Annotated in this window: 24 protein-coding genes; 13 read left to right on the forward strand and 11 right to left on the reverse strand. The window is 69.2% G+C overall.

Annotated features, from left to right (window positions below; translation table 11 throughout):
* The first annotated feature begins 21 nt into the window (after nt 1-21).
* From RN607_RS06755 to RN607_RS06800, 10 genes are read left to right on the forward strand one after another with little or no spacing between them, the layout of a single operon-like run.
* A complete protein-coding gene (locus RN607_RS06755) occupies nt 22-285 on the forward strand; it encodes a phosphoribosyl-ATP diphosphatase (RefSeq protein WP_313501301.1) in 264 nt (87 codons plus the stop codon).
* A 14-nt stretch (nt 286-299) separates the two neighbouring features.
* Nucleotides 300-1142: an ATP phosphoribosyltransferase gene (hisG, locus tag RN607_RS06760; RefSeq protein ID WP_313501304.1), complete on the forward strand. Its 843-nt coding sequence runs from the start codon at nt 300-302 to the stop codon at nt 1140-1142.
* On the forward strand, nt 1143-2108 hold the full coding sequence (locus tag RN607_RS06765; protein WP_313545226.1) for a helix-turn-helix transcriptional regulator: 966 nt from the start codon (nt 1143-1145) through the stop codon (nt 2106-2108).
* The gene (locus RN607_RS06770) at nt 2101-3024 is read left to right on the forward strand and encodes a helix-turn-helix transcriptional regulator (RefSeq protein WP_313545228.1); all 924 of its coding nucleotides are present in this window, start codon (nt 2101-2103) and stop codon (nt 3022-3024) included. Before RN607_RS06765 ends, RN607_RS06770 begins: the two co-directional genes overlap by 8 nt.
* A gap of 42 nt (nt 3025-3066) precedes the next feature.
* Nucleotides 3067-3279, forward strand: a complete 213-nt coding sequence (gene tatA, locus RN607_RS06775; protein WP_313501313.1) for a Sec-independent protein translocase subunit TatA — start codon at nt 3067-3069, stop codon at nt 3277-3279.
* 4 nt (nt 3280-3283) lie between these two features.
* On the forward strand, nt 3284-4081 hold the full coding sequence (gene tatC, locus RN607_RS06780; protein ID WP_313501315.1) for a twin-arginine translocase subunit TatC: 798 nt from the start codon (nt 3284-3286) through the stop codon (nt 4079-4081).
* Nucleotides 4078-5013 (forward strand): diacylglycerol/lipid kinase family protein, encoded by a 936-nt coding sequence (locus RN607_RS06785; protein WP_313545230.1) that lies wholly within the window; start codon nt 4078-4080, stop codon nt 5011-5013. The genes tatC and RN607_RS06785 overlap by 4 nt, the downstream gene beginning before the upstream one ends.
* A gap of 9 nt (nt 5014-5022) precedes the next feature.
* Complete coding sequence (locus RN607_RS06790) at nt 5023-7758, forward strand: DEAD/DEAH box helicase (protein ID WP_313545232.1); 2736 nt, start codon at nt 5023-5025, stop codon at nt 7756-7758.
* A 31-nt stretch (nt 7759-7789) separates the two neighbouring features.
* On the forward strand, nt 7790-9322 hold the full coding sequence (lnt, locus tag RN607_RS06795) for an apolipoprotein N-acyltransferase (protein ID WP_313545233.1): 1533 nt from the start codon (nt 7790-7792) through the stop codon (nt 9320-9322).
* On the forward strand, nt 9316-10068 hold the full coding sequence (locus RN607_RS06800; protein ID WP_313545235.1) for a polyprenol monophosphomannose synthase: 753 nt from the start codon (nt 9316-9318) through the stop codon (nt 10066-10068). The genes lnt and RN607_RS06800 overlap by 7 nt, the downstream gene beginning before the upstream one ends.
* A 116-nt stretch (nt 10069-10184) precedes the next feature.
* On the opposite strand, the gene RN607_RS06805 is transcribed toward RN607_RS06800, so the two are convergent.
* Together RN607_RS06805 and RN607_RS06810 are read right to left on the reverse strand one after the other, a co-directional pair.
* Nucleotides 10185-10520, reverse strand: a complete 336-nt coding sequence (locus tag RN607_RS06805; protein ID WP_313501325.1) for an RNA polymerase-binding protein RbpA — start codon at nt 10518-10520, stop codon at nt 10185-10187.
* 57 nt (nt 10521-10577) lie between these two features.
* On the reverse strand, nt 10578-11612 hold the full coding sequence (locus tag RN607_RS06810; protein ID WP_313545237.1) for an EamA family transporter: 1035 nt from the start codon (nt 11610-11612) through the stop codon (nt 10578-10580).
* Nucleotides 11613-11698: 86 nt separating this feature from the next.
* Here RN607_RS06810 and RN607_RS06815 point away from each other — a divergent pair, with 86 nt between their 5' ends.
* Entirely contained in the window at nt 11699-12220 is a 522-nt protein-coding gene (locus RN607_RS06815; RefSeq protein ID WP_313545239.1) for a MarR family winged helix-turn-helix transcriptional regulator, read from the forward strand.
* A 40-nt stretch (nt 12221-12260) separates the two neighbouring features.
* Here the strand turns inward: RN607_RS06815 and RN607_RS06820 are convergent, their stop codons facing one another.
* From RN607_RS06820 to RN607_RS06860, 9 genes are all read right to left on the reverse strand, one after another.
* Entirely contained in the window at nt 12261-12632 is a 372-nt protein-coding gene (locus tag RN607_RS06820) for a hypothetical protein (protein WP_313545241.1), read from the reverse strand.
* 128 nt (nt 12633-12760) lie between these two features.
* Nucleotides 12761-13258, reverse strand: coding sequence for a flavodoxin domain-containing protein (locus RN607_RS06825; RefSeq protein ID WP_313501336.1), 498 nt, complete (start codon nt 13256-13258; stop codon nt 12761-12763).
* Between the two features lie 94 nt (nt 13259-13352).
* A complete protein-coding gene (locus tag RN607_RS06830) occupies nt 13353-16811 on the reverse strand; it encodes a pyruvate carboxylase (protein WP_313545243.1) in 3459 nt (1152 codons plus the stop codon).
* A gap of 128 nt (nt 16812-16939) precedes the next feature.
* A complete protein-coding gene (locus RN607_RS06835; RefSeq protein ID WP_313501342.1) occupies nt 16940-17518 on the reverse strand; it encodes a MerR family transcriptional regulator in 579 nt (192 codons plus the stop codon).
* 127 nt (nt 17519-17645) lie between these two features.
* A complete protein-coding gene (gene ftsR, locus RN607_RS06840; RefSeq protein WP_313545245.1) occupies nt 17646-18392 on the reverse strand; it encodes a transcriptional regulator FtsR in 747 nt (248 codons plus the stop codon).
* A gap of 7 nt (nt 18393-18399) precedes the next feature.
* Nucleotides 18400-18825, reverse strand: coding sequence for an FHA domain-containing protein (locus RN607_RS06845; protein WP_376784251.1), 426 nt, complete (start codon nt 18823-18825; stop codon nt 18400-18402).
* Between the two features lie 33 nt (nt 18826-18858).
* Complete coding sequence (locus RN607_RS06850) at nt 18859-19446, reverse strand: CDP-alcohol phosphatidyltransferase family protein (protein ID WP_313545247.1); 588 nt, start codon at nt 19444-19446, stop codon at nt 18859-18861.
* Nucleotides 19447-19482: 36 nt separating this feature from the next.
* A complete protein-coding gene (locus RN607_RS06855; protein ID WP_313501351.1) occupies nt 19483-19632 on the reverse strand; it encodes a hypothetical protein in 150 nt (49 codons plus the stop codon).
* Between the two features lie 89 nt (nt 19633-19721).
* The gene (locus RN607_RS06860) at nt 19722-20378 is read right to left on the reverse strand and encodes a class I SAM-dependent methyltransferase (RefSeq protein WP_313545249.1); all 657 of its coding nucleotides are present in this window, start codon (nt 20376-20378) and stop codon (nt 19722-19724) included.
* Nucleotides 20379-20443: 65 nt separating this feature from the next.
* Here RN607_RS06860 and RN607_RS06865 point away from each other — a divergent pair, with 65 nt between their 5' ends.
* Both RN607_RS06865 and RN607_RS06870 read left to right on the forward strand, forming a co-directional pair.
* Nucleotides 20444-20902 carry a MarR family winged helix-turn-helix transcriptional regulator gene (locus RN607_RS06865; RefSeq protein WP_313501356.1) on the forward strand — a complete coding sequence of 153 codons (459 nt, stop codon included), beginning with the start codon at nt 20444-20446 and terminating at the stop codon, nt 20900-20902.
* Between the two features lie 3 nt (nt 20903-20905).
* Nucleotides 20906-21988, forward strand: a complete 1083-nt coding sequence (locus RN607_RS06870; protein ID WP_313545251.1) for a flavin-containing monooxygenase — start codon at nt 20906-20908, stop codon at nt 21986-21988.
* Nucleotides 21989-22018: the final 30 nt, after the last annotated feature.

A 22018-nucleotide genomic window follows, 5' to 3' on the forward strand; every position in this document is an offset into this window, starting at 1 on the left:
CGGCCCCGCTAGGGTGGTCGCGTGAAGACTTTCGAAGAGCTTTTCGCTGAGCTGAGCGCCCGTGCCGCCGAGCGTCCGGAGGGGTCGGGAACCGTCGCCTTGCTGGACAAGGGCGTCCATGCCATCGGCAAGAAGCTCGTCGAGGAGGCCGCCGAGTCTTGGATGGCGGCCGAGTTCCAGTCGGACGACGAGGCCGCCGAGGAGATCTCGCAGCTGCTCTATCACGCGCAGGTGATGATGATCGCCAAGGGGCTGACGCTCCAGGACGTGTACCGCTACCTGTAAGCCACGGAGGCACAGTGCTTCGCATCGCAGTTCCCAACAAGGGCTCCCTGTCCGAGCCCGCCACGCAGCTCCTGAGGGAGGCCGGCTACAAGCAGCGCCACGACCCTCGTGAGCTGGTGCTCGTCGACACGCGCAACGACGTCGAGTTCTTCTTCCTGCGGCCGCGCGATGTGGCTGTCTACGTAGGCTCAGGCACGGTGCAGGCCGGCATCACCGGCCGGGACCTGCTGCTCGACTCGGGCGCGCCCGCGACGGAGCACCTGGAGCTCGGCTTCGGTGGCTCCACCTTCCGCTACGCGGCCGCCCCCGGCGTGGCCTCCGCGGTGGAGGACGTGCACGGCAAGCGCGTCGCGACCTCGTACCCGCGCCTCGTCAAGCACCACCTGAAGTCCTTCGGTGTGGAGGCCGACGTGGTGAGGCTCGACGGCGCGGTGGAGTCGTCGGTCCGCCTGGGAGTCGCCGACGTGGTGGCGGACGTGGTCTCCACAGGCACCACGCTCAAGGCGGCCGGCCTGGAGATCTTCGGAGAGCCGATCCTCAAGTCCGAGGCGATCCTCATCAAGGGCCCGGACACCACGGACGACGAGATCGCCGTGCTCGTGGGCCGCCTGCGTGGCGTGCTCATGGCGCGCCAGTACGTGCTGGTGGACTACGACGTCCCGGCCGACAAGCTCGAGGAGGCGCTGGCCGTCACCCCGGGCTTCGAAGGTCCCACCGTCGCACCGCTGCACGGCTCCAGCTGGTCGGCGGTGCGCGTCATGGTGCCGCGCATCGAGATGAACCACATCATGGATCAGCTGTATGCGGTGGGCGCTCGTGCGATCCTCACCACGGAGCTGCTGGCGGTGCGCGTCTAGATGGCCGACGCGACGGCGCGGCTGCTGAACCTCATCGTCGCGCTCTCCGACACCCGGCGACGGATGACGCGTGAGACGATCCGCGCCACCGTCGAGGGCTACGAACCCGTGCCGACAGGCGCGTCGCCCTCCGAGCTCAAGAGGTCGGACGTCGCGTTCGAGCGCATGTTCGAGCGCGACAAGGACGACCTGCGGCGGCTCGGGATTCCCTTGCAGACCATTCAGGACGCTGTCCACGGTGACGACATCGGCTATCGGATCGACAGCGCTCGCGCGGCGCTCCCCGTGCTCGACCTCACCTCGGCCGAGCTCGCCGCGCTCTCCGTCGCGGGAGCGTACTGGAGCGATGCGACGCTCGAGGCGGATGCGCGCCAGGCGTTGACCAAGGTCGCGGCGTCCACGTCTGAGCGACCCGCCGAGGCGGTGCTTGCCGGTGGGCGGTCGCAGACTGCGGAAGGCACCGTGTCCGCGCTGCTCGAGGCGCGCCAGGAGCGCCGCGCGGTGCGGTTCGACTACTCGTCGTCCAACTCGGGCGTGCAGCGACGTTCCGTGCAGCCGTGGCGCCTGCTTACCCGCGGCGGCGCGCTGTACCTGCAGGCGTTCGACGTCGACCGCGCTGCCGCCCGCACCTTCCGACTGTCACGGATCCAGGGCCGCGTCGGCGCCACGGGGGAACCCGGCGCGTACGACATCCCCCACGACCTGCCGCCCGCGTTCTCGCCCTCGCAGGGGGGCATCGCGGTCGTGGCAGTGCGGCCTGAGGCGGGGCACTCGCTGCGTTCTCGGGGTGAGACCATCGCACATCGCGAGGGCTGGGACCTCGTGAGGGTCGACTTCCGCCACGCCGATGCGCTGCGCGACGAGGTGCTCGCGCTCGGCGGCGCCGCACGGGTCGTCGAGCCGATGGAGATCGCCACGCAGGTCAGCGACTATGCCCGCAACGCGCTGGAGGTCGCCGGTGGCTGAGAAGGCGCTCGCACGTGTCACGCGGCTGCTCAGCATCCTGTCGGTGCTGCAGCATCAGGAGGAGGCGACGTTCGCCGAGCTCGGAGAACGCTTCGGCGTCAGCGCACGTCAGATCGAGCAGGACGTGTTCCTGCTGTTCACGACAGGCAAGCCGGGCGGGATGCCGGACGACTACGTGGACTTCGACCCGGATGCGCTCGACGAGGGCATCGCGCGGCTGCGCGACGCACAGGGCCTCACCCAGGTGAAGCTCAGCGCGCGCGAGGCGGTGGCGCTGATCGGCTCGCTCGGGACCCTCGTGGCTGCCGGAGTCGCGCCTCAGGCCGCGGAGACGGCCCTCGCGAAGCTCCGAGCGGCGATCGATTCGAATCCGATCGAGGTCGTCGCCGACGAGGCGGTGGACCGCGCACGGATGTCCCCTCTGACCGACGGCCTCGCACGGGGGCTCGCCGTGGAGCTCACCTACGTCGACGCCTCGGATAGACGCACGGTCCGGGTGGTGGAGCCGCATCGGCTGGTGGCGATCGACGGAATCGGGTATGTCGAGTGCTGGTGCCGCAGGGCTCAGGACTATCGGACGCTCAGGCTCGACCGCATCGTCAGCGCGACGCCCACGGACTCCCCGGTCACGACAGCCCCGATGGAGCAACGCGGGTTCAGTCTCGAGCCCAGGTTCGCGGCCCAGGTCACGGCCCACGTGAGCGCGCGGTGGCTGCTCGAGTCGATGCAGGACGTCGTCATCTCCGACGAGGGCGACGCGGTCACGGCGACCTTCCCCGTCGCGGACGTGGAGTGGGCGGCTGGCAGGCTGCTCGCAGTCGGTCCGGCGCTCCGAACGATCGGCCCGGCGCTCCTCGCCGACGCGGTGGCACGACGCGCCCTGCGCGTGCTCGAAGCACAGGACGGTGCCGCCTGATCGGGCGGCTACACTTGAGCGGCACAAGACAAGGGAGATCTCATGGGCAGTTTCGGTGCGAGAGAGTGGATCATCATCGCGGTGATCGTCCTGATCCTGTTCGGGGCTCCGAAGCTTCCTGAGTTCGCGCGCTCGCTGGGAAAGTCGATGCGCATCCTCAAGGAGGAGACCAAGTCGCTCACCTCGGACGACTCGTCCGAGGGCAAGTCGAGCAAGGGCACCGAAGCCGGCGACGGCGAGGCCAGTGACAAGTAGGCGCGTGCGCCGGAAGTCCAATCCCGACGCGCGCATGCCTGTGCGCGCCCACCTGGTGGAGCTGCGCAAGCGTCTGTTCCTCTCTGCCATCGGAATCGTCCTCGCGATGGTCGTCGGCTGGTTCCTGTACACGCCCGTGTACGAGGCCGTACAGAGGCCGGTGCTCGACCTCGCCGCGCGTGACGACGCGCTCGTCACGGTCAACTTCAGCGGCCTCGCCACCGCGCTCGACCTCCAGTTGAAGGTCGCAGCGATCCTCGGCGTCATCCTGTCCTCACCGTGGTGGCTCTACCAGCTGTGGGCGTTCGTCGCGCCCGGCATGCGCAAGGTCGAGCGCCGCTACACGATCGGCTTCATGTCGGCAGCCATCCCGTTGTTCTTCGCCGGGATCGCCTTCGCGTGGTGGATCCTGCCGCAGGCCGTGGGAATCCTGGTCGGATTCACGCCGGACGGCGCCGCGAACGTGCTCGATGCCCAGATGTACCTCACCTTCGCGATGCGGCTGCTGCTCGCGTTCGGCCTGGCCTTCGTGTTCCCCGTGCTGATGGTGGCCCTGTCATGGGCCAGGATCGTGCCCGCGCGCGTCTGGCTTCGCGGATGGCGGTGGGCGGTGGTCATCATCGCGGTCGCCGCCGCTGTGCTCACCCCGACGCCGGACGCCATCACCATGCTGATACTGCAGACGCCGATGACGGTGCTGTACTTCGCGGCGATCGGCGTGGCGGTGCTCCGGGAGCGCGCCGTGTCGCGCAGACCCCAGGATCCCGCGGACGCGGAGGAAGGGCTCGAGGCGGAGGCGTGAGCACGCTCGGGGTCGTGACGAACCCCACCTCAGGGTCGGGCAGAGGAGCCCGGTGGGGAGCTGAGGCACTGGCCGCGCTCGCCGCGCGCGGGCACCGGCTGCGTGACCTGTCGGCGGGATCCTGGGCCGCATCTCTCGAGTCAGCCATCGCGCATCGTGACGACCTCGACGCGCTCGTGGTGGTCGGCGGCGACGGCATGGTCCACCTGGGCGTGCAGGCGTGCGCCGCGCATCGCCTTCCGCTCGGCATCGTCGCTGCAGGCTCCGGGAACGACAGCGCCACGGCGCTGGACCTGCCGGTGCGGGACGTCGACGCTGCTGTCGCTCGGATCGACCTGGCGCTGCGCACCGACAGCTCTGCGGAGGTCGACGTCGCTGCGGTGGTCGGGCCCGCGGTGGAGCATCCCGCCCAGCCCCGGTATGCGCTGGCGATCGTCTCCGCCGGCATCGATGCCGCGGTGTCCGCGCGCGCCAGGACGATGCGACGGCCACGCGGACCGCTCAAGTACAGGCTGGCGATCGCGCAGGAGCTGCCTCGGTTCACTCCCTACGGCGTCACGGTCGAGATCGACGGCGAAAGCGTGTCGCAGACGTGCACCCTGGTCGCAGTGGCGAACGGCCCACTGATCGGCGGGGGACTGCCCCTGTCACCCCACTCGTCGTTGACAGACGGACTTCTCGAGTTGGTCCTCGCCGACGGGCTCGCGCCGACTCAGATCGTCCCGCTGTTCGCCGCCCTCACGAAGGGCAGACACCTCGAGGACCCGCGCGTGCGCGTCATGCAGGTGCGCGAGGTGTCGGTGCGGCACGACCCCTCGGTCGGCCGGCCGCTACCACCCGCATTCGCAGACGGTGAGCTGGTCGGCGCGGGCCCCCTCACTGTCTCGGTGGTGCCGCGCGGTCTGCGCGTTCTCGGTGCCTCGCCTCGGTAGCCTGAGAGTATGAGCACACCGGCGGAACGCTATGCCGCCTCGCGACGCAGGAATCGTCACGGCGACCTCGTCGAGTTCGAGGAGTCCCTGTCGTTCCCGTTGGACCAGTTCCAGCGCGAGGCGTGCGAGGCGGTCGCGGAAGGTCGCTCTGTCCTGGTCGCGGCCCCCACCGGAGCAGGCAAGACCGTCGTCGGCGAGTACGCGATCCGCCATGCCCACAATCAGGGCCTCAAAGCGTTCTACACGACTCCGATCAAGGCGCTGTCGAACCAGAAGTACCAGGACCTTCGCGCCGTCTACGGCGACTCCGCCGTGGGGCTGCTCACGGGTGACACCTCCGTCAACCCGAACGCGGACATCGTCGTGATGACCACCGAGGTCGTTCGGAACATGATCTACTCGGGATCCACCACGCTGGAACGGCTGGGCGTCGTGGTGCTCGATGAGGTGCACTACCTGGCCGACCGGTTCCGCGGGTCGGTCTGGGAGGAGGTCATCATCCATCTGGATCAGATGACCTCGATCGTCGCGCTGTCGGCCACGGTGTCGAACGCGGAGGAGTTCGGCGCATGGCTCTCCGAGGTGCGAGGCGACACGCGGGTGGTGGTGAGCGAGCATCGTCCTGTCCCGCTGTGGCCGCACGTGCTGATCCGTGAGGGCATGTTCGATCTGTACGCGCCCGGTGTCAATGCTCAGGAGCCTGGGCCCAATCCGCGCCTCAACCCGGAGGTCGAGGCCATCCTGAAGCGGCACGCGCAGGTGGACTCACAGGGGAGGGGGCATCGCGTCGCAGGCGGCCGCCGCCCGCGCGCACGGCGCAGCCCTCCGCGCTTCGCCGTGGTCGACGTGCTGGACCGGCAGGGCCTGCTGCCCGCGATCGTGTTCGTCTTCTCCCGCGCGGGGTGCGAGGACGCGGTGGATCAGGTGCGCGCCTCGGGACTGGTCCTCACGACGGACGAGGAACGGACCCAGATCGCCGCGCTGATCGAGGAGCGCTGCGCGGGAGTGCCGTCCGAGGATCTCGGCGCGCTCGGATATCTGCATTGGCGCGACCATCTCGAGGCGGGGATCGCCGCTCACCACGCGGGCATGATCCCCCTGTTCAAGGAGGTCGTGGAGGAGCTGTTCCGGCGTGGGCTGATCAAGGTCGTGTACGCGACCGAGACGCTCGCGCTCGGCATCAACATGCCGGCACGCTCGGTGGTCCTCGAGAAGCTCGTGAAGTGGGACGGTCAGGGTCACAAGGACCTGACCGCCGGCGAGTACACGCAGCTCACCGGACGGGCAGGCAGGCGTGGCATCGACGTCGAGGGCCATGCGGTCGTGGTCGAGCATCCGGGCCTGGACGTCGGCCAGCTGGGTCGCCTCGCATCCCGCCGCACCTATCCGCTCATCAGCTCGTTCCAGCCCTCGTACAACATGGCGGTGAACCTCGTGCACACCGTGGGCGTGGCCCGCGCTCGTGAGGTGCTCGAGATGTCCTTCGCGCAGTTCCAGGCCGATCAGTCGGTGGTGGGCAAGGCACGGCGCGCGCAGGAGCTGGAGCGGACGCTCGAGGGCTATCGCGAGGCCGTCGCCTGCGATCGCGGAGACTTCATGGACTACGCGCGCATGCGACACGATCTCAATCGTCTCCAGAAGGGCCAGTCGAAGGCTGCGAGCCGTCAACGCCGCGAGGCGACCACCGAGACCCTGTCAGGCTTGCGGCGCGGCGACGTGGTCCGCATCGGCGGTGGCAGGCGCGCGGGCATCGCTGCGGTCGTGGTTCCCGATGACAGGGCCGATGCGCCGCGCCCGGTGGTGGTCACCGATGAGGGACGCGAGTTCCGGCTCGCGATCGCGGAGCTGCAGCACGGCGTCGACGTCGTCGGCGCCATACGTGTGCCCAAGCGTTTCGACCACCGCAACCCGCGTCAGCGGCGCGAGCTCGCGCAGGTGATCGAGGACGCGAAGCCTTCCTTCGAGGCGCCCAGCCGGCGTCGGCACGGCGCAGCGCCGCACACACCCGACGCGGAGATCACCCGTCTGCGCCAGCGGATGCAGGGCCACCCGTGCCATGCCTGCCCCGAGCGAGAGGACCACGCCCGCTGGGCCGAGCGCTACTTCCGCACGCTGCGAGACAAGGACCGCGTCGTCGGCGAGATCCAGCGTGCGACCGGCTCCATCGCACGCGTCTTCGACCATCGCTGCGACGTGCTCGGCGAGCTGGGCTACCTGGTCCGCGAAGGGGACGAATGGGAGGTCTCGCCGACCGGCGAGATGATGCGCACCCTGTACAGCGAGAACGACCTGGTGATCGCGGAGTGCCTCCGCACGGGCGTGTGGAGCGAGCTGCAGGCGCCCGCGCTCGCTGCTGCCGTCTCGAGCCTCGTGTACAACGGCCGTCGGGATGACGAGCTGCGTTCGCCCCAGGTGCCGGGCGGGCCTCACGGCGCTCTCGGACGCGCCCTGCAGGAGACGGTGCGCACATGGTCGCGCGTATCCGAGCTGCAGGAGGAGCACCGCCTCGGTGAGCTTCCGGCTCCGGAGTGGGGGATCGTGGGCCCCATCCACGGGTGGGCGCAGGGCCGCAGCCTCGACGCAGTGCTCACGGGGTCCGAGATCGCGCCCGGCGACATGGTCCGCTGGAGCAAGCAGGTGATCGACGCGTTGGACCAGATCGCAGATGTCGCGCCGAACGAGACGCTGAGAGCCAGGGCTCGCACTGCCATCGCCGCGATGCGGCGAGGCGTGGTCGCGTACTGATCAGGCCTACGTAGGCTGTGCGCTTGTGAGAATGCAGTGGAACATCCTCGTCGCCGTCGCGTCCGGGCTGCTGCTTGCGGCAGCGTTCCCCGACGTCGGCTGGTGGCCGTTCGCCTTCGTATCTCTCGCCGGACTGTGGTGGGCGCTCCGTGACGTCGGCGCCTGGGGCGGTCTTCTGCTCGGCTGGCTCTACGGCGTCGCATTCTTCGCACCTCACGTGTGGTGGGCCTACGTCGCGACCGAGATCACGCCATGGGCCGCCTTGTCGGTCGCCGAGGGACTCGCCTGGGGCCTCCTCGGGGTGATCTGGGCGCACGTGCGGCGTTCGGGCATGCTGGGTGAGGGACTGCTCGCAGGTCCGGTGGCGTTCGGCCTGCTCTGGGCCGGTGTGGAGCAGCTACGGTCGATCATGCCGTTCGAGGGGTTCCCGTGGGGTCGGCTGGCGTTCGCGATGGCGGACTCGCCGATCGCCGGTCTTGCCTGGGTGGGGGGAGTACCGTTCCTCGGTTTCGCGGTCGCGACCGCAGGAGCCTTCCTGGGACTCGCGTTCGAGCGAGGCGTGCAGCGTCGACCCGTGCAGGCCGCGGCGGCACCGGCGCTCGCGCTGGTGATCGTCTTCTCAGGCGCGCTCGTGCCGCTCGACTCCCGGGCGACCGATGGCGAGCTCTCCGTCGCCGTGATCCAGGGCAACGTGCCCGACCGTGGCCTGGACTCGTTCTCGCAGGCGCGCGAGGTGCTGCGCAACCACGCCGCCGAGTCCTCGGTGGCCGTGTCCGACGCACAGGCGCAGGGCCGTGCCATCGACCTCATGATCTGGCCGGAGAACGCCGCGGACGTGGACCCCCGAGTCGACGACCAGGCATATCAGCTGGTCACGACCGCGGCCCAGGAGGCGGACGCCCCCCTCCTGCTGGGCACCGTCGACTACACGCCTGTCAATGGGCGCTACAACACATCGCTCCTGTGGTCGCCTGAAGGTGTGGTGCTCGACACGTACAGCAAGCAGCGCCCCGTGCCGTTCGCCGAGTACATCCCCATGCGCACCTTCGCACGCCACTTCTCGCCCGACGTGGACCGGGTGAGCGTGGACATGCTCGCCGGCACCGAGCCGGCGGTCATGCAGGTTGCGATCGACTCGCAGGAACGGGCGGTCACGCTTGCGACGGTCATCTGCTTCGAGGTGGCGGTCGACGACATCGTGCGCGAGGCCGTCGCGCTCGGCGGTGAGCTGCTGGTCGTGCAGACGAACAATGCGACGTTCGGTCACACCGCCGAGAGCACGCAACAGCTGCAGATGACGAGGATCAAGGCCATCGAGACCGGGCGCTATGCGATCCAGGACTCGACCGTCGGCGTGTCCGCGATCGTCGCGCCCGACGGGCGCGTGCTGCAGGAGACGGAGCTGTTCACCGCCGCCCACATGCTCGCCGACGTGGGCCTGCGCACCGATCTCACGCCCGCCGTCAGGTTCGGCGGATGGATAGCATGGGGCGTCCTGATCGGCACGGGCGTCCTCGCCGTGAGCGCGGTAGGACGACGACTGAGGGAGAGGTACGAATGGTGAGCACGCTGGTGATCATCCCCACCTACAACGAGCGTGAGTCGTTGCCGGTGCAGATCTCCGGCGTCCGCGCGTACGCGCCCGACGTCGACATCCTCGTCGTGGACGACTCGTCCCCGGATGGCACGGGGGAGTGGGCGGACGAGGCAGCCCTCGCCGACCCGCACGTCAACGTGCTGCATCGTCCTGGCAAGCAAGGCCTGGGAGTGGCCTACCGTGCGGGCTTCGCCTGGGGCCTGAAGCATGGCTACGAGGTCCTGGTCGAGATGGACGCCGATGGTTCTCATCAGCCGCGTGACCTCCCGCGGCTGCTCGCGAGCGCAGGTGACGGCGACCTGGTGATCGGCTCGCGCTGGGTGCCGGGCGGATCTGTGAAGAACTGGCCGCGCCATCGCAAGCTGCTGTCCACGGGCGCCAACACCTATGTTCGCCTGGCGCTCGGAATCCACGTGAAGGACGCGACCGCGGGCTTCCGAGCCTACACGGCAGACATGCTGCGCGCCTTGGATCTCGACTCCGTCGAGTCCCAGGGATACTGCTTCCAGATCGACATGTGCTGGCACGTGCTGCGCGCGGGCGGCACGGTGGTGGAGGTGCCGATCGAGTTCGTCGAGCGCGTGCAAGGCGCCTCCAAGATGAGTGGCGCCATCATCCGCGAGGCGCTGCTCAAGACCACCGTGTGGGGCGTGACGCGGCGCTGGCGCCAGGTGACCGGCGCGGAGCGACGGGAGCGCCAGTCGGGCGCGTGACCCGGCGCGACAGTCGCGAGAGATGAGGAGCCTCACGGACGTGCAGACGCGTCACCCGTGAAACGAGACGAGCGGCACCGCCCGTGGGGCGACGCCGCTCGTCCTTGACGCGGGTGTCAGCTCGCGCGCATGCTGCGCAGGTACTCCAGGCGCTCCTCCAGGAGCTCCTCGAGCTCAGGGATGGTGCGACGCTCGAGCAGCATGTCCCAGTGCGTCCGCGCCGCCTTCTCCTCCTTGGCCTCGGGCTGATCGCCGTCCCTGAGGAGTGCGAGAGCGCCGCAATGGCACTCCCACGAGAGCGGCACATCAGCCTCGACGGAGAAGGGGAACGTCAGGATGTGCCCGTTGGGGCAGTCGTAGTGGACGTCACGACGAGCCGCGAGCTCCGCATGCTCGATTGACTCCAGCGACTGGGTTCCCAGTCGCATGCCGCGTAGTGCTCGATCGGCCATGTCAGCCTCCCTCTCCAGCAGGCGGGGTGGTGCCTGCTCACCCCATCAACGTCCGTGTCAGGGCCTTTGTTCCAATCTGCGCGCGGGTGCTCGGCACACTCCCATGGTGGCAGAAGCGGGGGTCCGAGGCGCGGCGACCGGGCGGCTCGAGCCGTGCTCGTCGGCCGTTGCGGCTGTGCCGCCGGAGATGGCGCGGGTCAGGGGTCCACTTGGCCCGGGTGCCGAGTCCGAAGATGCTGGACGCGCGCCCACGCGCGCCCTGAAGGACAGCGTCACGGAGCCCGCGATCACGGCCGCGCCTACGAGCTGCACCCACGTGAGGCGCTCGCCGAGCACCGCCCAGCCGAGCATCACGGCGGTGAGGGGGGTCAAAAAGACGAGGATGCTCACCTCTCCGGCGGGCAGAGACTGGATGCCGCGGAACCACAGCAGCTGCGCGACGACGGTGCCTGCAAGTCCGATCCACGCGTAGCCCGCCAGGTTCGCCCCGGTGAGGCCGGCGGGCGCACCTTCGATGGCCAGCGCCCACGGCGCGAGCATCACGCCGCCCCAGATGAGCTGCCATGCGGTGAACGGGAGCAGCCCGACGGGGCGTCCCCAGCGTTTGATCAGCACGACCCCGGCAGCACTCGATGCGCCCGCGCCGACCGCCGCCAGCGCTCCCCAGGGATCGAGCTGAGCGTCAGGGCCGAGCACGAGCAATGCCACGCCGCCCAGTCCGAGGAACGCACCCCACAAGCGTCGTCGGCTCCACGCCTCATGCAGTACCACGGCCGCGAGGACGGCTACGGAGATGGGGTGGGTCGCGCTCAGGGTCGAGGCCACCCCGCCTGGCAGGCGGTAGGCGGACACGAAGAGCAGCCCGAAGAACAACCCGATGTTGGCCGCGCCGAGCACGGCGGAGCGCCACCACCAACGACCGTGCGGAAGGGCAGGGGAGAGGGCGAGCAGGGCCACGCCTGCAGGCAGGGCTCGAACGGCCGCGGCGGTGAGCGGGCGGTCGGCGGGCAGCAGTGTCGCGGTGGCGAGGTAGGTGGTGCCCCAGAGTGCCGGCGCGATCGCTGTGACGACGAGCATGCGGGTGCGGTTCATCGGTCTCCCTAGTGTCTTGATGTCAAGATAAATAGGGTGATACCTTGATGTCAAGATAATTCTACGGCGCTGAAAGCGAGGCACTGATGGACGCGGTCGAGCACTTCCTGACGCAATGGCGGACCGAGGCGCCATCGATCGACGTGACGCCCATGGCGACGATCGGCCGCCTGAACCGGCTGTCGGGCCTGGTCCAGACGCGTATCGATGCAGTGTTCGACGAGCTCGGGCTCCAGTCATGGGAGTTCGACGTGCTTGCGACGCTGACGCGCCAAGGTGCGCCGTACGCGATGACCGCCGGCGATCTGGAGCGTCAGATGATGATCACGTCAGGAACGACCACGCATCGGATCGGGCGCCTTGAGCAACGCGGATTCGTCGAGCGCCGCAAGGACGATGACGATCGGCGCGTCGTGTGGGTGACGCTCACCGACGCCGGTCGTCAGGCTTGCCTCGAGGCATATCCGGTGCACCTGGAGAACGAGCGCCGGATTCTCGCGTCGATGGACGCGGAAGACGTCGCCGCGCTGACCCGAGGATTGGTGGCCCTGGCCGCAGCGCTCAGGGACGCACCAGCGCTCCCACGCACACCCGTGTTACGCCGATAATGCACATTATGACAAATGGGCTTGAGGCGGGCGTTCCGCATCACTCCTCCGGAGCGAGCACCTCGACCGCTGTACCCGTGCTGCCGTCGATCACTGAGCGGTCACCAAGGTTCTGGTCGAGCGTCAGATTGTCGACCGCCTCGTTGGTAGGACAGTCAAGCTTCGTGGTCCAGTCCAGACGGACGGTGACGGTGACCGTCGTGGCGCTCTCATCGACATGAACGTCGGCTTCGCGGCTGCAGTCGCCGAAGCTGACCTGAAGGACGTTCGACGAGGACTTGCCGTGCACCGTCGTGAGCGGCACCTCCGTGGTGCTGTCAGCGCGAGGCAGGAAGTACCACACGGCACCCGCGATGGCACCGATCACCACCAGGCCACCAAGCCGCCGCCACGACGCGTCAGTCATCACCATGGCTGGTACATCCCCTCACTAGTGGAGGATCCGAGCATAGCGTCGCAAACCGGCGAATCGACAGATTCCGCGCAACGGACCACCCGACCGTGTGGCCAATCGCACTCATGTGGGCTACGCCGCCACGGTCAGGCGAAGGAGAGCTCCTCGAGCCGCTGCACGATCTCGGAGGTCCAGTCGCGCACTGCCTCGAAGTCGCGGAAGTCGCCGCGCGGCGGGTTCAGCGCGGTGATCAGCGCCTTCTCCCCCACGTTCAGCCGGTCGTAGTCGAGCGCGCCGGGGAACCGTGCATGGTCGTGGGCCCCGACGAGCTCCTTGAAGCCATCGGACTCGTCGAGGGGCTGGCCAGGCTTGATGACGGTCTCCATGCCGACCGAGAACAGCCAGACGTCCTTCTTCTGAAGCTCCTCGGTGTTCTGCCGCAGCAGGTTCGACGCGTCCCGGCGCCAGAGGCCGCCATACACCGCCGACCCGAGCACGACAGCGTCATAGAAGTGAAGGCCCTGCACGTCGCAGGCGTCCGCGAAGTCCACGTCGAAGCCGCGCTCCGCGATCTGGTCGGCGATGTGCTTCGCGACCTCGCGAGTGGCGCCGTACTTGGAACCGACCGCAACCAGGATCTTCATCGTCTCCTCCTTCTACCGGGGTGTAGGTCAATGGTCCACCGCAGGGCCTTCGAACGCGCGGGACGAGGGTCCCGGAGGATCGAGGACCAGTCCCCTACTCCCCCGTCGCCGTGGGCTCCTCGTCCGCCGGTTCGGGCCCCGCACCAGGCTCGACGACGACCACCAGATCGCCGCCCGACAGCTGCTCGGTCCCGCCGATGGCGATGCGGCTGACGGTGCCCGCGACCGAGGTCGTGATCGAGGACTCCATCTTCATCGCCTCGATCACGGCGACGGTCTGACCGGCCTTGACCTTCGCGCCCACCTCGACAGAGGCCGTCACGGCACCGGTGAACGGCGCAGGCACATGACCGGGGTTGTTCTTGTCGGCACGCTCACGGGAGACGACGTCGACCTTCACGGCGAGGTCGCGGATCTGGATCGGACGCATCGTCCCGTTGTACGCGAAGATCGCAGTGCGCTCACCGTGCTCGTCAGGCTCGCCGAGCGCCTCGAGCGCGACGATCATGCGCACGCCCTCGGACACGTCGACATTCGCCTCCTCACCGCTTCCCACAGTGAGCCCGTACAGGTAGTGGTAGGTGTCGATGACAGAGATGTCTCCGTACTTCTCGATCGCCTCGTCGAACTCCTTCGCCGGCCCAGGGAACAACAGGTGGTTGAGCCTGCGCTGCCTGTCCGCACCGGAGTACCGCAGCATCGTGCGGTCGTCCTCCGTGAGCTCCGCCGTGGGCTTCGCCTCGCTGCGGCCCTCGAGCGCCTTCGTACGGAACGGCTCGGGCCATCCGCCGGGCGGGTCACCGAGATCGCCACGCAGGAAGCCGATCACCGAGTCGGGAACGTCGTACTTGCCGGGGTTCTCCGCGAAGTCGGCGGGATCGGCATCGTTGGCCACGAGGTGCAGCGCCAGATCCCCCACGACCTTCGACGACGGGGTGACCTTGACGAGGTGTCCCAGGATCCGGTCCGCCGCGGCGTACATGTCCTCGATCGCCTCGAACCGGTCGGCGAGGCCGAGCGAGATCGCCTGCTGACGCAGGTTCGACAGCTGCCCGCCCGGGATCTCATGACGGTACACACGGCCGGTCGGTCCAGGCAGCCCCGACTCGAACGGAGCGTAGAGGTGGCGCACGGCCTCCCAGTACGGTTCCAGGTCCTGCGCTGCCGCGAGCGACAGCCCCGTGTCACGAGTCGTGTGCTCGAGCGCCGCGATCAAGGCCGACATGGGAGGCTGCGACGTGGTGCCCGCCATCGCGGCGTTCGCGACGTCGACAGCGTCCACGCCGGCCTCAGCCGCCGCGAGCAGCGTGCCGAGCTGACCGCCCGCCGTGTCGTGAGTATGAAGGTGGACAGGCAGGTCGAAGCGTTCCCTCAGGGCGGATACCAGGGTATATGCCGCTGCGGGGCGCAGCAGGCCTGCCATGTCCTTGATCGCGAGGATGTGCGCGCCTGCCTCGACAAGCTGGTCGGCCAGCCGGAGGTAGTAGTCGAGCGTGTACAGCTTCTCGCCGGGGTCGATCATGTTCGACGTGTAGCAGAGAGTCGCCTCGGCGACCGCCTGACCGGTGCCACGCACCGCCTCGATGGCGGGACGCATCTGGTCGACGTCGTTGAGGGCGTCGAAGATGCGGAAGATGTCGATGCCCACCTCCGTCGCCTCCTCGACGAATGCGTGCGCGACCTCGTCGGGGTAAGGCGTGTAGCCGACCGTGTTGCGACCGCGCAGCAGCATCTGGAGCGCGATGTTCGGCATCGCCTCGCGAAGACGGGACAGGCGCAGCCACGGATCCTCCGAGAGGAAGCGCATCGCGACGTCGTAGGTCGCGCCACCCCAGCACTCGACCGAGAACAGCTCTGGCGTGAGGCGCGCGGTATGGCCTGCGGCCGCCAGCAGGTCGAAGGTGCGCACCCGTGTGGCCAGCAGCGACTGATGCGCATCGCGCATGGTCGTCTCGGTCACTGCCAGAGCAGTCTGATCGCGCAGGTGGCGCGCGAAGCCCTCGGGGCCCTTCTCCAGCAGGAGCTGACGAGTGCCCGCCGGCGCCGGAACGTCAAGGTCGACCGGAGGGAGCTTCTCCCCCGGCCGCAGCACCTTCTCGCCGTGCTCGCCGTTCGGCCTGTTGACCGACACGTGGCCCAGGTATTGCAGGACCTTGGTGGAACGCGCCTTGTCCTCACCCACGTCGAGCAGGTAAGGCCGCTGGTCGATGAAGGAGGTGGTGACTCCGCCCTTGCGGAAGTCGGGGTCCTCGAGCACGGCGCGCAGGAAACGGATGTTGTTGGTGACGCCGCGGATGCGGAACTCGGCGAGCGCGCGCGAGGCGCGGCGCGCCGCCGTGTCGAAGTCGTGCCCGCGGCAGATGAGCTTCACGAGCATGGAGTCGAAGTGGCCGAGGATGCGGTTGCCCGCGAGGCCGGTCGCGCCGTCGAGGCGGATGCCGGCACCTCCTGGCGAGCGGTATGCGATGATGCGCCCCGTGTCCGGCAGGAATCCGTTGGTGGGGTCCTCGGTGGTGATCCTGGTCTGGATGGCGAAGCCACGGACCTCGATCGCCTCCTGTCGGATGCCGATCTCCTCGAGCGTCTCCCCGGAGGCGATACGCATCTGCGCCGCGACGAGGTCGACGTCGGTGACCTCCTCCGTGATGGTGTGCTCCACCTGGATGCGTGGGTTCATCTCGATGAACACGTGCTGGCCGGCGCGCTCGCCTTCGGTGGCGACCAGGAACTCGACCGTTCCGGCATTCACATACCCGAGCGACTTCGCGAACTTGACGGCGTCGGCGCACAGCGCATCCCGGATCGCCGGGTCGAGGTTGGGCGCGGGGGCGATCTCGACGACCTTCTGGTGACGTCGCTGAACCGAGCAGTCACGCTCGTAGAGGTGGACGACGTTGCCTTCGGCGTCGGCGAGGATCTGCACCTCGATGTGGCGCGGTCCGAGCACCGCCTGCTCAAGGAAGACAGTCGGATCGCCGAAGGCGTTCTGAGCCTCACGCATCGCCGCGCCGAGGGCCTCGGGGAGCAGATCTCGGGACTCCACGCGACGCATGCCGCGTCCGCCGCCGCCCGCCACCGCCTTCACGAAGATGGGGAAGCCGATCTTGTCCGCCTCGGCGATGAGCCACTCGGTGTCCTTGGAAGGCTCCGACGACTGCAGCACCGGCACGCCCGCCTGACGTGCGGCCTTGAGCGCTGCGACCTTGTCACCCGCCTGCTGCAACACCTCCGGCGGTGGGCCGATGAAGATGAGGCCCGCCTCGGCGACTCGGCGCGCGAACTCGACGTTCTCCGAGAGGAACCCGTAGCCGGGGTAGATCGCATCGGCGCCCGCGTGCTTGGCGACCCGGATCATCTCGTCGATGTCGAGATATGCCTTCACCGGCTCCCCGACCGTACCGATCTGGTAGGCCTCCGCCGCCTTCAGCCGGTGCTCCGACATTCGGTCCTCGTGCGGGAACACGGCGACGGACTGGGCCCCGAGCTCATATGCGGCGCGGAAGGCCCGCACTGCGATCTCGGCACGGTTGGCGACGAGCACCTTGGAGAACATTGACTTCCCTTCGACGGTGTCTTTATCTTGCCAGGTTTGCAGGGAAGGACAAAGCACACCGAAGTCGTCAACGCATGGGGCTCAGGGCCTAGGTGCTCCCCGCAAGAGTCGCGACGGGCGCGAGAGGTTCAACCGACCTGCGTGTGGCGCGCACGCCTCGCAGCGAGCTCGTCGACCGTGTCAGGGTCCGCCTGCGGGCCCGGCTCACCTCGGTCGGTCGGAAGCGCGGAAAGCGAACCCTCGAGCTCACGCCACACCTTCCCGAGAGCGATGCCGAACACTCCTTGACCGCCCTGCACCAGGTCGATCACCTCGTCATCGGAGGTGCATTCGTAGACTGAGGCGCCATCCGACATCAGGGTGATGCGCGAGAGGTCCTCGACACCACGATCCCTCAGGTGCTGCACGGCGAGCCGAATCTGCTGCAGCGAGACGCCGGAGTCGAGAAGGCGCTTCACCACACGGAGCACGAGGATGTCCCTGAAGCCGTACAGCCGCTGGGTTCCCGAACCGGTCGCGGTGCGGACAGTCGGCTCCACCAGACCAGTGCGAGCCCAGTAGTCGAGCTGACGGTAGGTGATGCCCGCCGCCTTGCACGCTATGGGCCCGCGATACCCGGCGTTCTCGTCGAGGTCGGCGATGCCGTCCGCGAACAGCACGCCCTGGTCGACGATGACGGGAAACCTCTGCTCGTCGTTCTTCGCCATCGTTCCTCCCCCGGCTTCAACCTTGACTTCAACGTTAGGGCCTGCAGCTGCCAGAGCCAACGACATCCGCGTTTCACGGTACCGCGTGTCGCGCCGGCGCGGTCGATGCCACGCGGCACCCTCGCCTCTAGCCTCGCGCAGCCCTGCGCACGCAGGACGCGAAGAATGCGACCGCGGCCTCGGCCATCGCCGTCGCCGCAGCGTCCGCGCCGTCCGCGTCTCCTCGCGCGCGACGGGGTGCCGCGATCGACCGAGCCAGCTCGCCCTCACGGTCTGCGGCGCGGGTGAGCGCCCGCAGCGTGCGCACGTCGCCGCCGGCCTCCACATAGGCGCGCGCCGCGACAACGGCCTCGACGCGCTCGGACTCGAATCCAGCGGTGGTCTCCTCACCCAGCAGGCCCGCCTCGACGCATGCGTCCACGAGCTGCGGCTCGGCACCGGCTGCGTCGGCGACCTGCGCACGATCGAGGTACGCGGGCGTGGCATCGTCGGCGGCACGCGGGGTGACGACCTCATGCATGGTGCCGGCATCGAGTGCGGCGAGCCGGTCGGCGATCACCGCCAGGGGCCGGAAGTGGTCCCGCTGTTGACGCAGGACGAACCGGACCCGCTCCACGTCCGCCGGCGAGTATTGGCGGTAGCCCGAGCTCGTACGGACCGGGGACACCAGTCCGTGGGAGTCGAGGAACCTCAGCTTGGACGGCGTGAGCGTGGGGAACTCCGGCTGCACGAGAGCCAGCACATCCGACACGCGCAGCAGGGGCTCATGGGACAGCTGATGCGGCCATGCGGGCCCCGCTTCTCCCGGCTTCCCGCGGACGGCGGCGCTCGGTGACGGGACGCCGTCGTCGGCGGAACGGGCTGGAAGGGCCATCGGCAGATCAGGCCGGGCGTCCGGGGTAGAAGGTCAGCCGGTACTTGCCGATCTGGACCTCGTCACCCTCGTGCAGCTGTGCCTCGGTCACCAGCTCCCGGTTCACGTACGTGCCGTTCAGCGAGCCGGAGTCCCGTACCAGGAACGTGCTTCCGTCACGAACGAACTGCGCGTGCTCTCGGCTGACGGTCACGTCGTCCAGGAAGATGTCCCCGGACACCGACCGGCCGGCGGTCGTCACGTCCACGTCGAGAAGGAACCGCGCGCCCGCGTTCGGGCCGTGGTGAACGATCAGGAGGGCGTGGTCGTCGGAGAGCGCGTCGACCGCGGCCTGGTCCTGGGGGGACAGACGGTAGGGGCCGGTGTCGTCGGTCGCGGGGATCCCCGCGCCGAGCGCCATGGTGCGCTCCACGGGGCTCTCGTCGTAGGTCATGGTCTCTCCAGCGGTCGAGGGGACATCATCATTCTAGGCAGTGGGCTCGTCAGGGTCCGGGGTGGCGCGCGCAGCTCCGCGGACCCGGGCGAGCACATCGCGCACGTATCCGAGCCCGGCCCACCAGTACAGCACCGCAGCGACGCACGCGCCGATGACGGCAAGCGCGTGCACGGGGTTCCACCGCGCGAAAGCCAGATAGGCGAGCGGCAGGAACACGTAGAGGAGCGCCGTCGCGACCTTCCCGATGAACGTGACCTGAGGTGTGACGACCCCGCGCGAGCGTCCGACGAGCAGCGCCGCGCCGACGGCGGCGTCGCGGAGCAGGAGTATCACCACCAGCCACCACGGGATGATCGTGCGCAACGCGAGGCCGAGGACGACGACGATGGTCAGCAGCCTGTCGGCCGTGGGATCGAGGATCCGGCCCAGCGCCGTCACCTGGCCCCACCTGCGGGCCAGGTATCCGTCGAGGAAGTCCGACACCCCTGCTGCTGCGAGCGCGGCGATCGCCCAGCCGTCGTGGTGGGTGACGAGCAGCGCTCCGAACGCGAAGACCAGGCCGATCCGCACCATGCTGATGAGGTTCGGGACCGTCCAGACTTCACGCGAGGGCTCCACCCCGCAGAGTCTAGACGTGCATGGCTGCCAGCGACGTCAGTCCTTGAGACCCTTCTCGGCCATCACCTTGTCGACCGTCTCGGCAGCCACCCGCGCGGCCTCGTCCTCGGTGGCGCCACGCGCGAGCTCCTTGGCACGGATCTGCTCGAAGGTGTACCGACGGGTGTCTGTGGCCTTGCCGTCCATGAGAGTCTCCGTTCGTCGAGCGCGAACCTCGTCGTCCGCCTCTCCAGCCTAGCCGCGAGGGTGCGCGGGGGTGCGTCGACCTGTCTCCGTCACGGCGACGGGGCCGTGGCCACCAGCACGGTGTCGAGGCGGTCGACAGGGATGCCCTGCCTGACGGAGACGCGCGGCCTGGTAGAAGTCTGCACGCGCCACCCCTCAGCAAGTCTGGACGAGGCGGCGAGCTCCTCGGCGCGGAACCTCGTGTGCCGCCGAGGACCCGCCAGCTCCTCGGGCTCGTCCGGGTGATGGCCGACGAACAGCAGAGTGCCTCCCGGCGCGACCGCGTCGATCGCCGCGGACAGGACTCGTTCCCGCAGGACCGCGTCCTCGTGCAGGTAGTGGCACGCCACCAGGTCCCAGGCGCGGTCGGGCTGCCAGCGCGCGAGCTCGGCCTCGATCAGGTCGCACCTTGCCGTGAGGCCGCGCCGCCCCGCCTCGCGCCGGGCCCTGTCGAGCGCCGGTGCGGCACCGTCCAGACCGGTCGCATGCCATCCGTGCTCGGCGAGCCACAGCACGTCGCCGCCCTCACCGCATCCGAGGTCGAGCGCGGTCCCGGGCTCGAGCGTCGACGCTACCTCCGCGAGCGCCGGGTTGACGTGCCCCGACCACGCGCTGCCTTCGGCGTAGCGGTCGTGCCAGAAGGCGCGACGCGCGAGGTCTGGAGGGACTGGCAGCGGCGAGGCGTGCGACGGCGATTCGTGCTCCACGGGCCCAGGATAGGCGCGGCGCGCCGCGAATCCCGGTCCCGGGTGCCGCTCGGTAGTCTTATCGCATGACGGAGAACCCGCTGGACGAGCGTGAATGGGCCCTGTGGCGATCGTTCGCCCTGATGTCCCGTCAACTGTGGAACCGTGTCGAGCAGCGGCTGCAGGCGGAGGCGGGCATCTCGGCGGCCGACTTCGAGATCCTTCACGCGCTCTGGACCGCGGACCAGCATCGGGTTCGCGTAGGCGCGCTCGGCGAGATGCTCATGTGGGAGAAGTCCCGCATCTCGCATCAGGTCTCCCGCATGGAGCGCCGGGGGCTGGTCGAGCGCGTGGTCTGCGAGGAGGACCTCCGCGGCACGTGGGTGGGGCTCACCTCGGAAGGCTCCGAGGTGCTGGCGCCGGCCCTTCTCGTCTTCGCGAGGGCGGTGCGCGAGGCCTACACCTCGCGCCTGACCCCTGACATCGCGCCGCAGTTCGCGGCGACGATGATGCGGGTCGTCATGGCGACCGATCCCACCGCCTGACCTGTGGACGTCGCCGTCATCGGCGCAGGTCAGGCCGGGCTGGCAGTCGCCTTCCACCTGAGGGACCTCGGCGCGCGGCTGGCCGTGCTCGACGCGGGCCCCACGGCAGGCGGTGCGTGGCAGCATCGGTGGCCGTCCCTGACGCTCGGACGGACCCACCGGCTCGCAGACCTGCCGGGGATGCGCGAGCTCGGCCTCTCGTTCGACGACGTGCCTTCCGGCCTCCCTGCTCGCGATGCCGTCCCCGGGGTGCTCGCGCAATACGAGCGTGCGTACGGGCTCCCCGTCGCGAGACCTGTGCGCGTCACCCGGGTGACGAGGACGCAGGGCGTGTTCTTGCTCGAGGCGGCGCCGGGCAGTGAGGTCCCGGTGCTCGAGTCACGGGTCGTCGTCAGCGCCACAGGCACCTGGACCAGGCCTCGTCAGCCTGTCGTCCCTGGCATCGACATGTTTCAGGGCTCACAGCTCACCACCCCCGAGTATCCCGGCGCTGGGGCGTTCGCAGGGATGCGCGTCGCCGTCATCGGTGGTGGGCTCTCAGCGCTGGGGTTCATGGACGAGCTGGCAGGTACCGCGTCCGAGATCCGCTGGTACACGCGTCGACCGCCCCAGATCATCGAGGACGCCTCGTCGGAGCTGGGCCTCGCCCGTGGGCGCGCCGCCGTGGCAGCGCAGGACGCCGCCGCGTCGGCCGGCCTGCCCCTGCCGTCGATCGTGTCCGCCACGGGGATCCCTCTCACCCCGCCCGTACGCAGGCTGCGCGCGCGAGGTCTGCTGCATGCGCATCCGATGCCGGTGCGCCTGTCCCCCGTCGGCCTCGTCAGCGCCGACGGCACGACCTGGGAGGCCGACGCGATCATCTGGGCTATCGGGTTCGAGCCCGCGCTGGACCATCTGCGCCCGCTCGGCGTACCCGGCACAGGGGGTGGGCTCCGCGTGGACAAGGGCCGGGTCGCGGGCATGCCGGGCCTCATGCTTGCCGGCTACGCGGGACAGGCCTCCACCATCTCCGCATCACGAGCTGCCCGAGCGACGGCGGCCTTCGCACGTGCCTACCTCGCGGGTTCCACCGACTGGCCGGTCTGACAGGATTCGTCGTCGCACGGCATGCGCAGG

Source organism: Demequina capsici (genome assembly GCF_032102965.1).
In the GTDB taxonomy this organism is placed as follows: domain Bacteria; phylum Actinomycetota; class Actinomycetes; order Actinomycetales; family Demequinaceae; genus Demequina; species Demequina capsici.

Bases quoted from the DNA above. Each gene is read 5' to 3' on its own strand.
- RN607_RS06765 (WP_313545226.1), top strand. From the start codon at position 1,143: ATGGCCGACGCGACGGCGCGGCTGCTGAACCTCATCGTCGCGCTCTCC.
- tatA (WP_313501313.1), top strand. From the start codon at position 3,067: ATGGGCAGTTTCGGTGCGAGAGAGTGGATCATCATCGCGGTGATCGTC.
- RN607_RS06790 (WP_313545232.1), top strand. From the start codon at position 5,023: ATGAGCACACCGGCGGAACGCTATGCCGCCTCGCGACGCAGGAATCGT.
- lnt (WP_313545233.1), top strand. From the start codon at position 7,790: ATGCAGTGGAACATCCTCGTCGCCGTCGCGTCCGGGCTGCTGCTTGCG.
- RN607_RS06800 (WP_313545235.1), top strand. From the start codon at position 9,316: ATGGTGAGCACGCTGGTGATCATCCCCACCTACAACGAGCGTGAGTCG.
- RN607_RS06805 (WP_313501325.1), bottom strand. From the start codon at position 10,520: ATGGCCGATCGAGCACTACGCGGCATGCGACTGGGAACCCAGTCGCTG.
- RN607_RS06810 (WP_313545237.1), bottom strand. From the start codon at position 11,612: ATGAACCGCACCCGCATGCTCGTCGTCACAGCGATCGCGCCGGCACTC.
- RN607_RS06815 (WP_313545239.1), top strand. From the start codon at position 11,699: ATGGACGCGGTCGAGCACTTCCTGACGCAATGGCGGACCGAGGCGCCA.
- RN607_RS06820 (WP_313545241.1), bottom strand. From the start codon at position 12,632: ATGGTGATGACTGACGCGTCGTGGCGGCGGCTTGGTGGCCTGGTGGTG.
- RN607_RS06825 (WP_313501336.1), bottom strand. From the start codon at position 13,258: ATGAAGATCCTGGTTGCGGTCGGTTCCAAGTACGGCGCCACTCGCGAG.
- RN607_RS06830 (WP_313545243.1), bottom strand. From the start codon at position 16,811: ATGTTCTCCAAGGTGCTCGTCGCCAACCGTGCCGAGATCGCAGTGCGG.
- RN607_RS06835 (WP_313501342.1), bottom strand. From the start codon at position 17,518: ATGGCGAAGAACGACGAGCAGAGGTTTCCCGTCATCGTCGACCAGGGC.
- ftsR (WP_313545245.1), bottom strand. From the start codon at position 18,392: ATGGCCCTTCCAGCCCGTTCCGCCGACGACGGCGTCCCGTCACCGAGC.
- RN607_RS06845 (WP_376784251.1), bottom strand. From the start codon at position 18,825: ATGACCTACGACGAGAGCCCCGTGGAGCGCACCATGGCGCTCGGCGCG.
- RN607_RS06855 (WP_313501351.1), bottom strand. From the start codon at position 19,632: ATGGACGGCAAGGCCACAGACACCCGTCGGTACACCTTCGAGCAGATC.
- RN607_RS06865 (WP_313501356.1), top strand. From the start codon at position 20,444: ATGACGGAGAACCCGCTGGACGAGCGTGAATGGGCCCTGTGGCGATCG.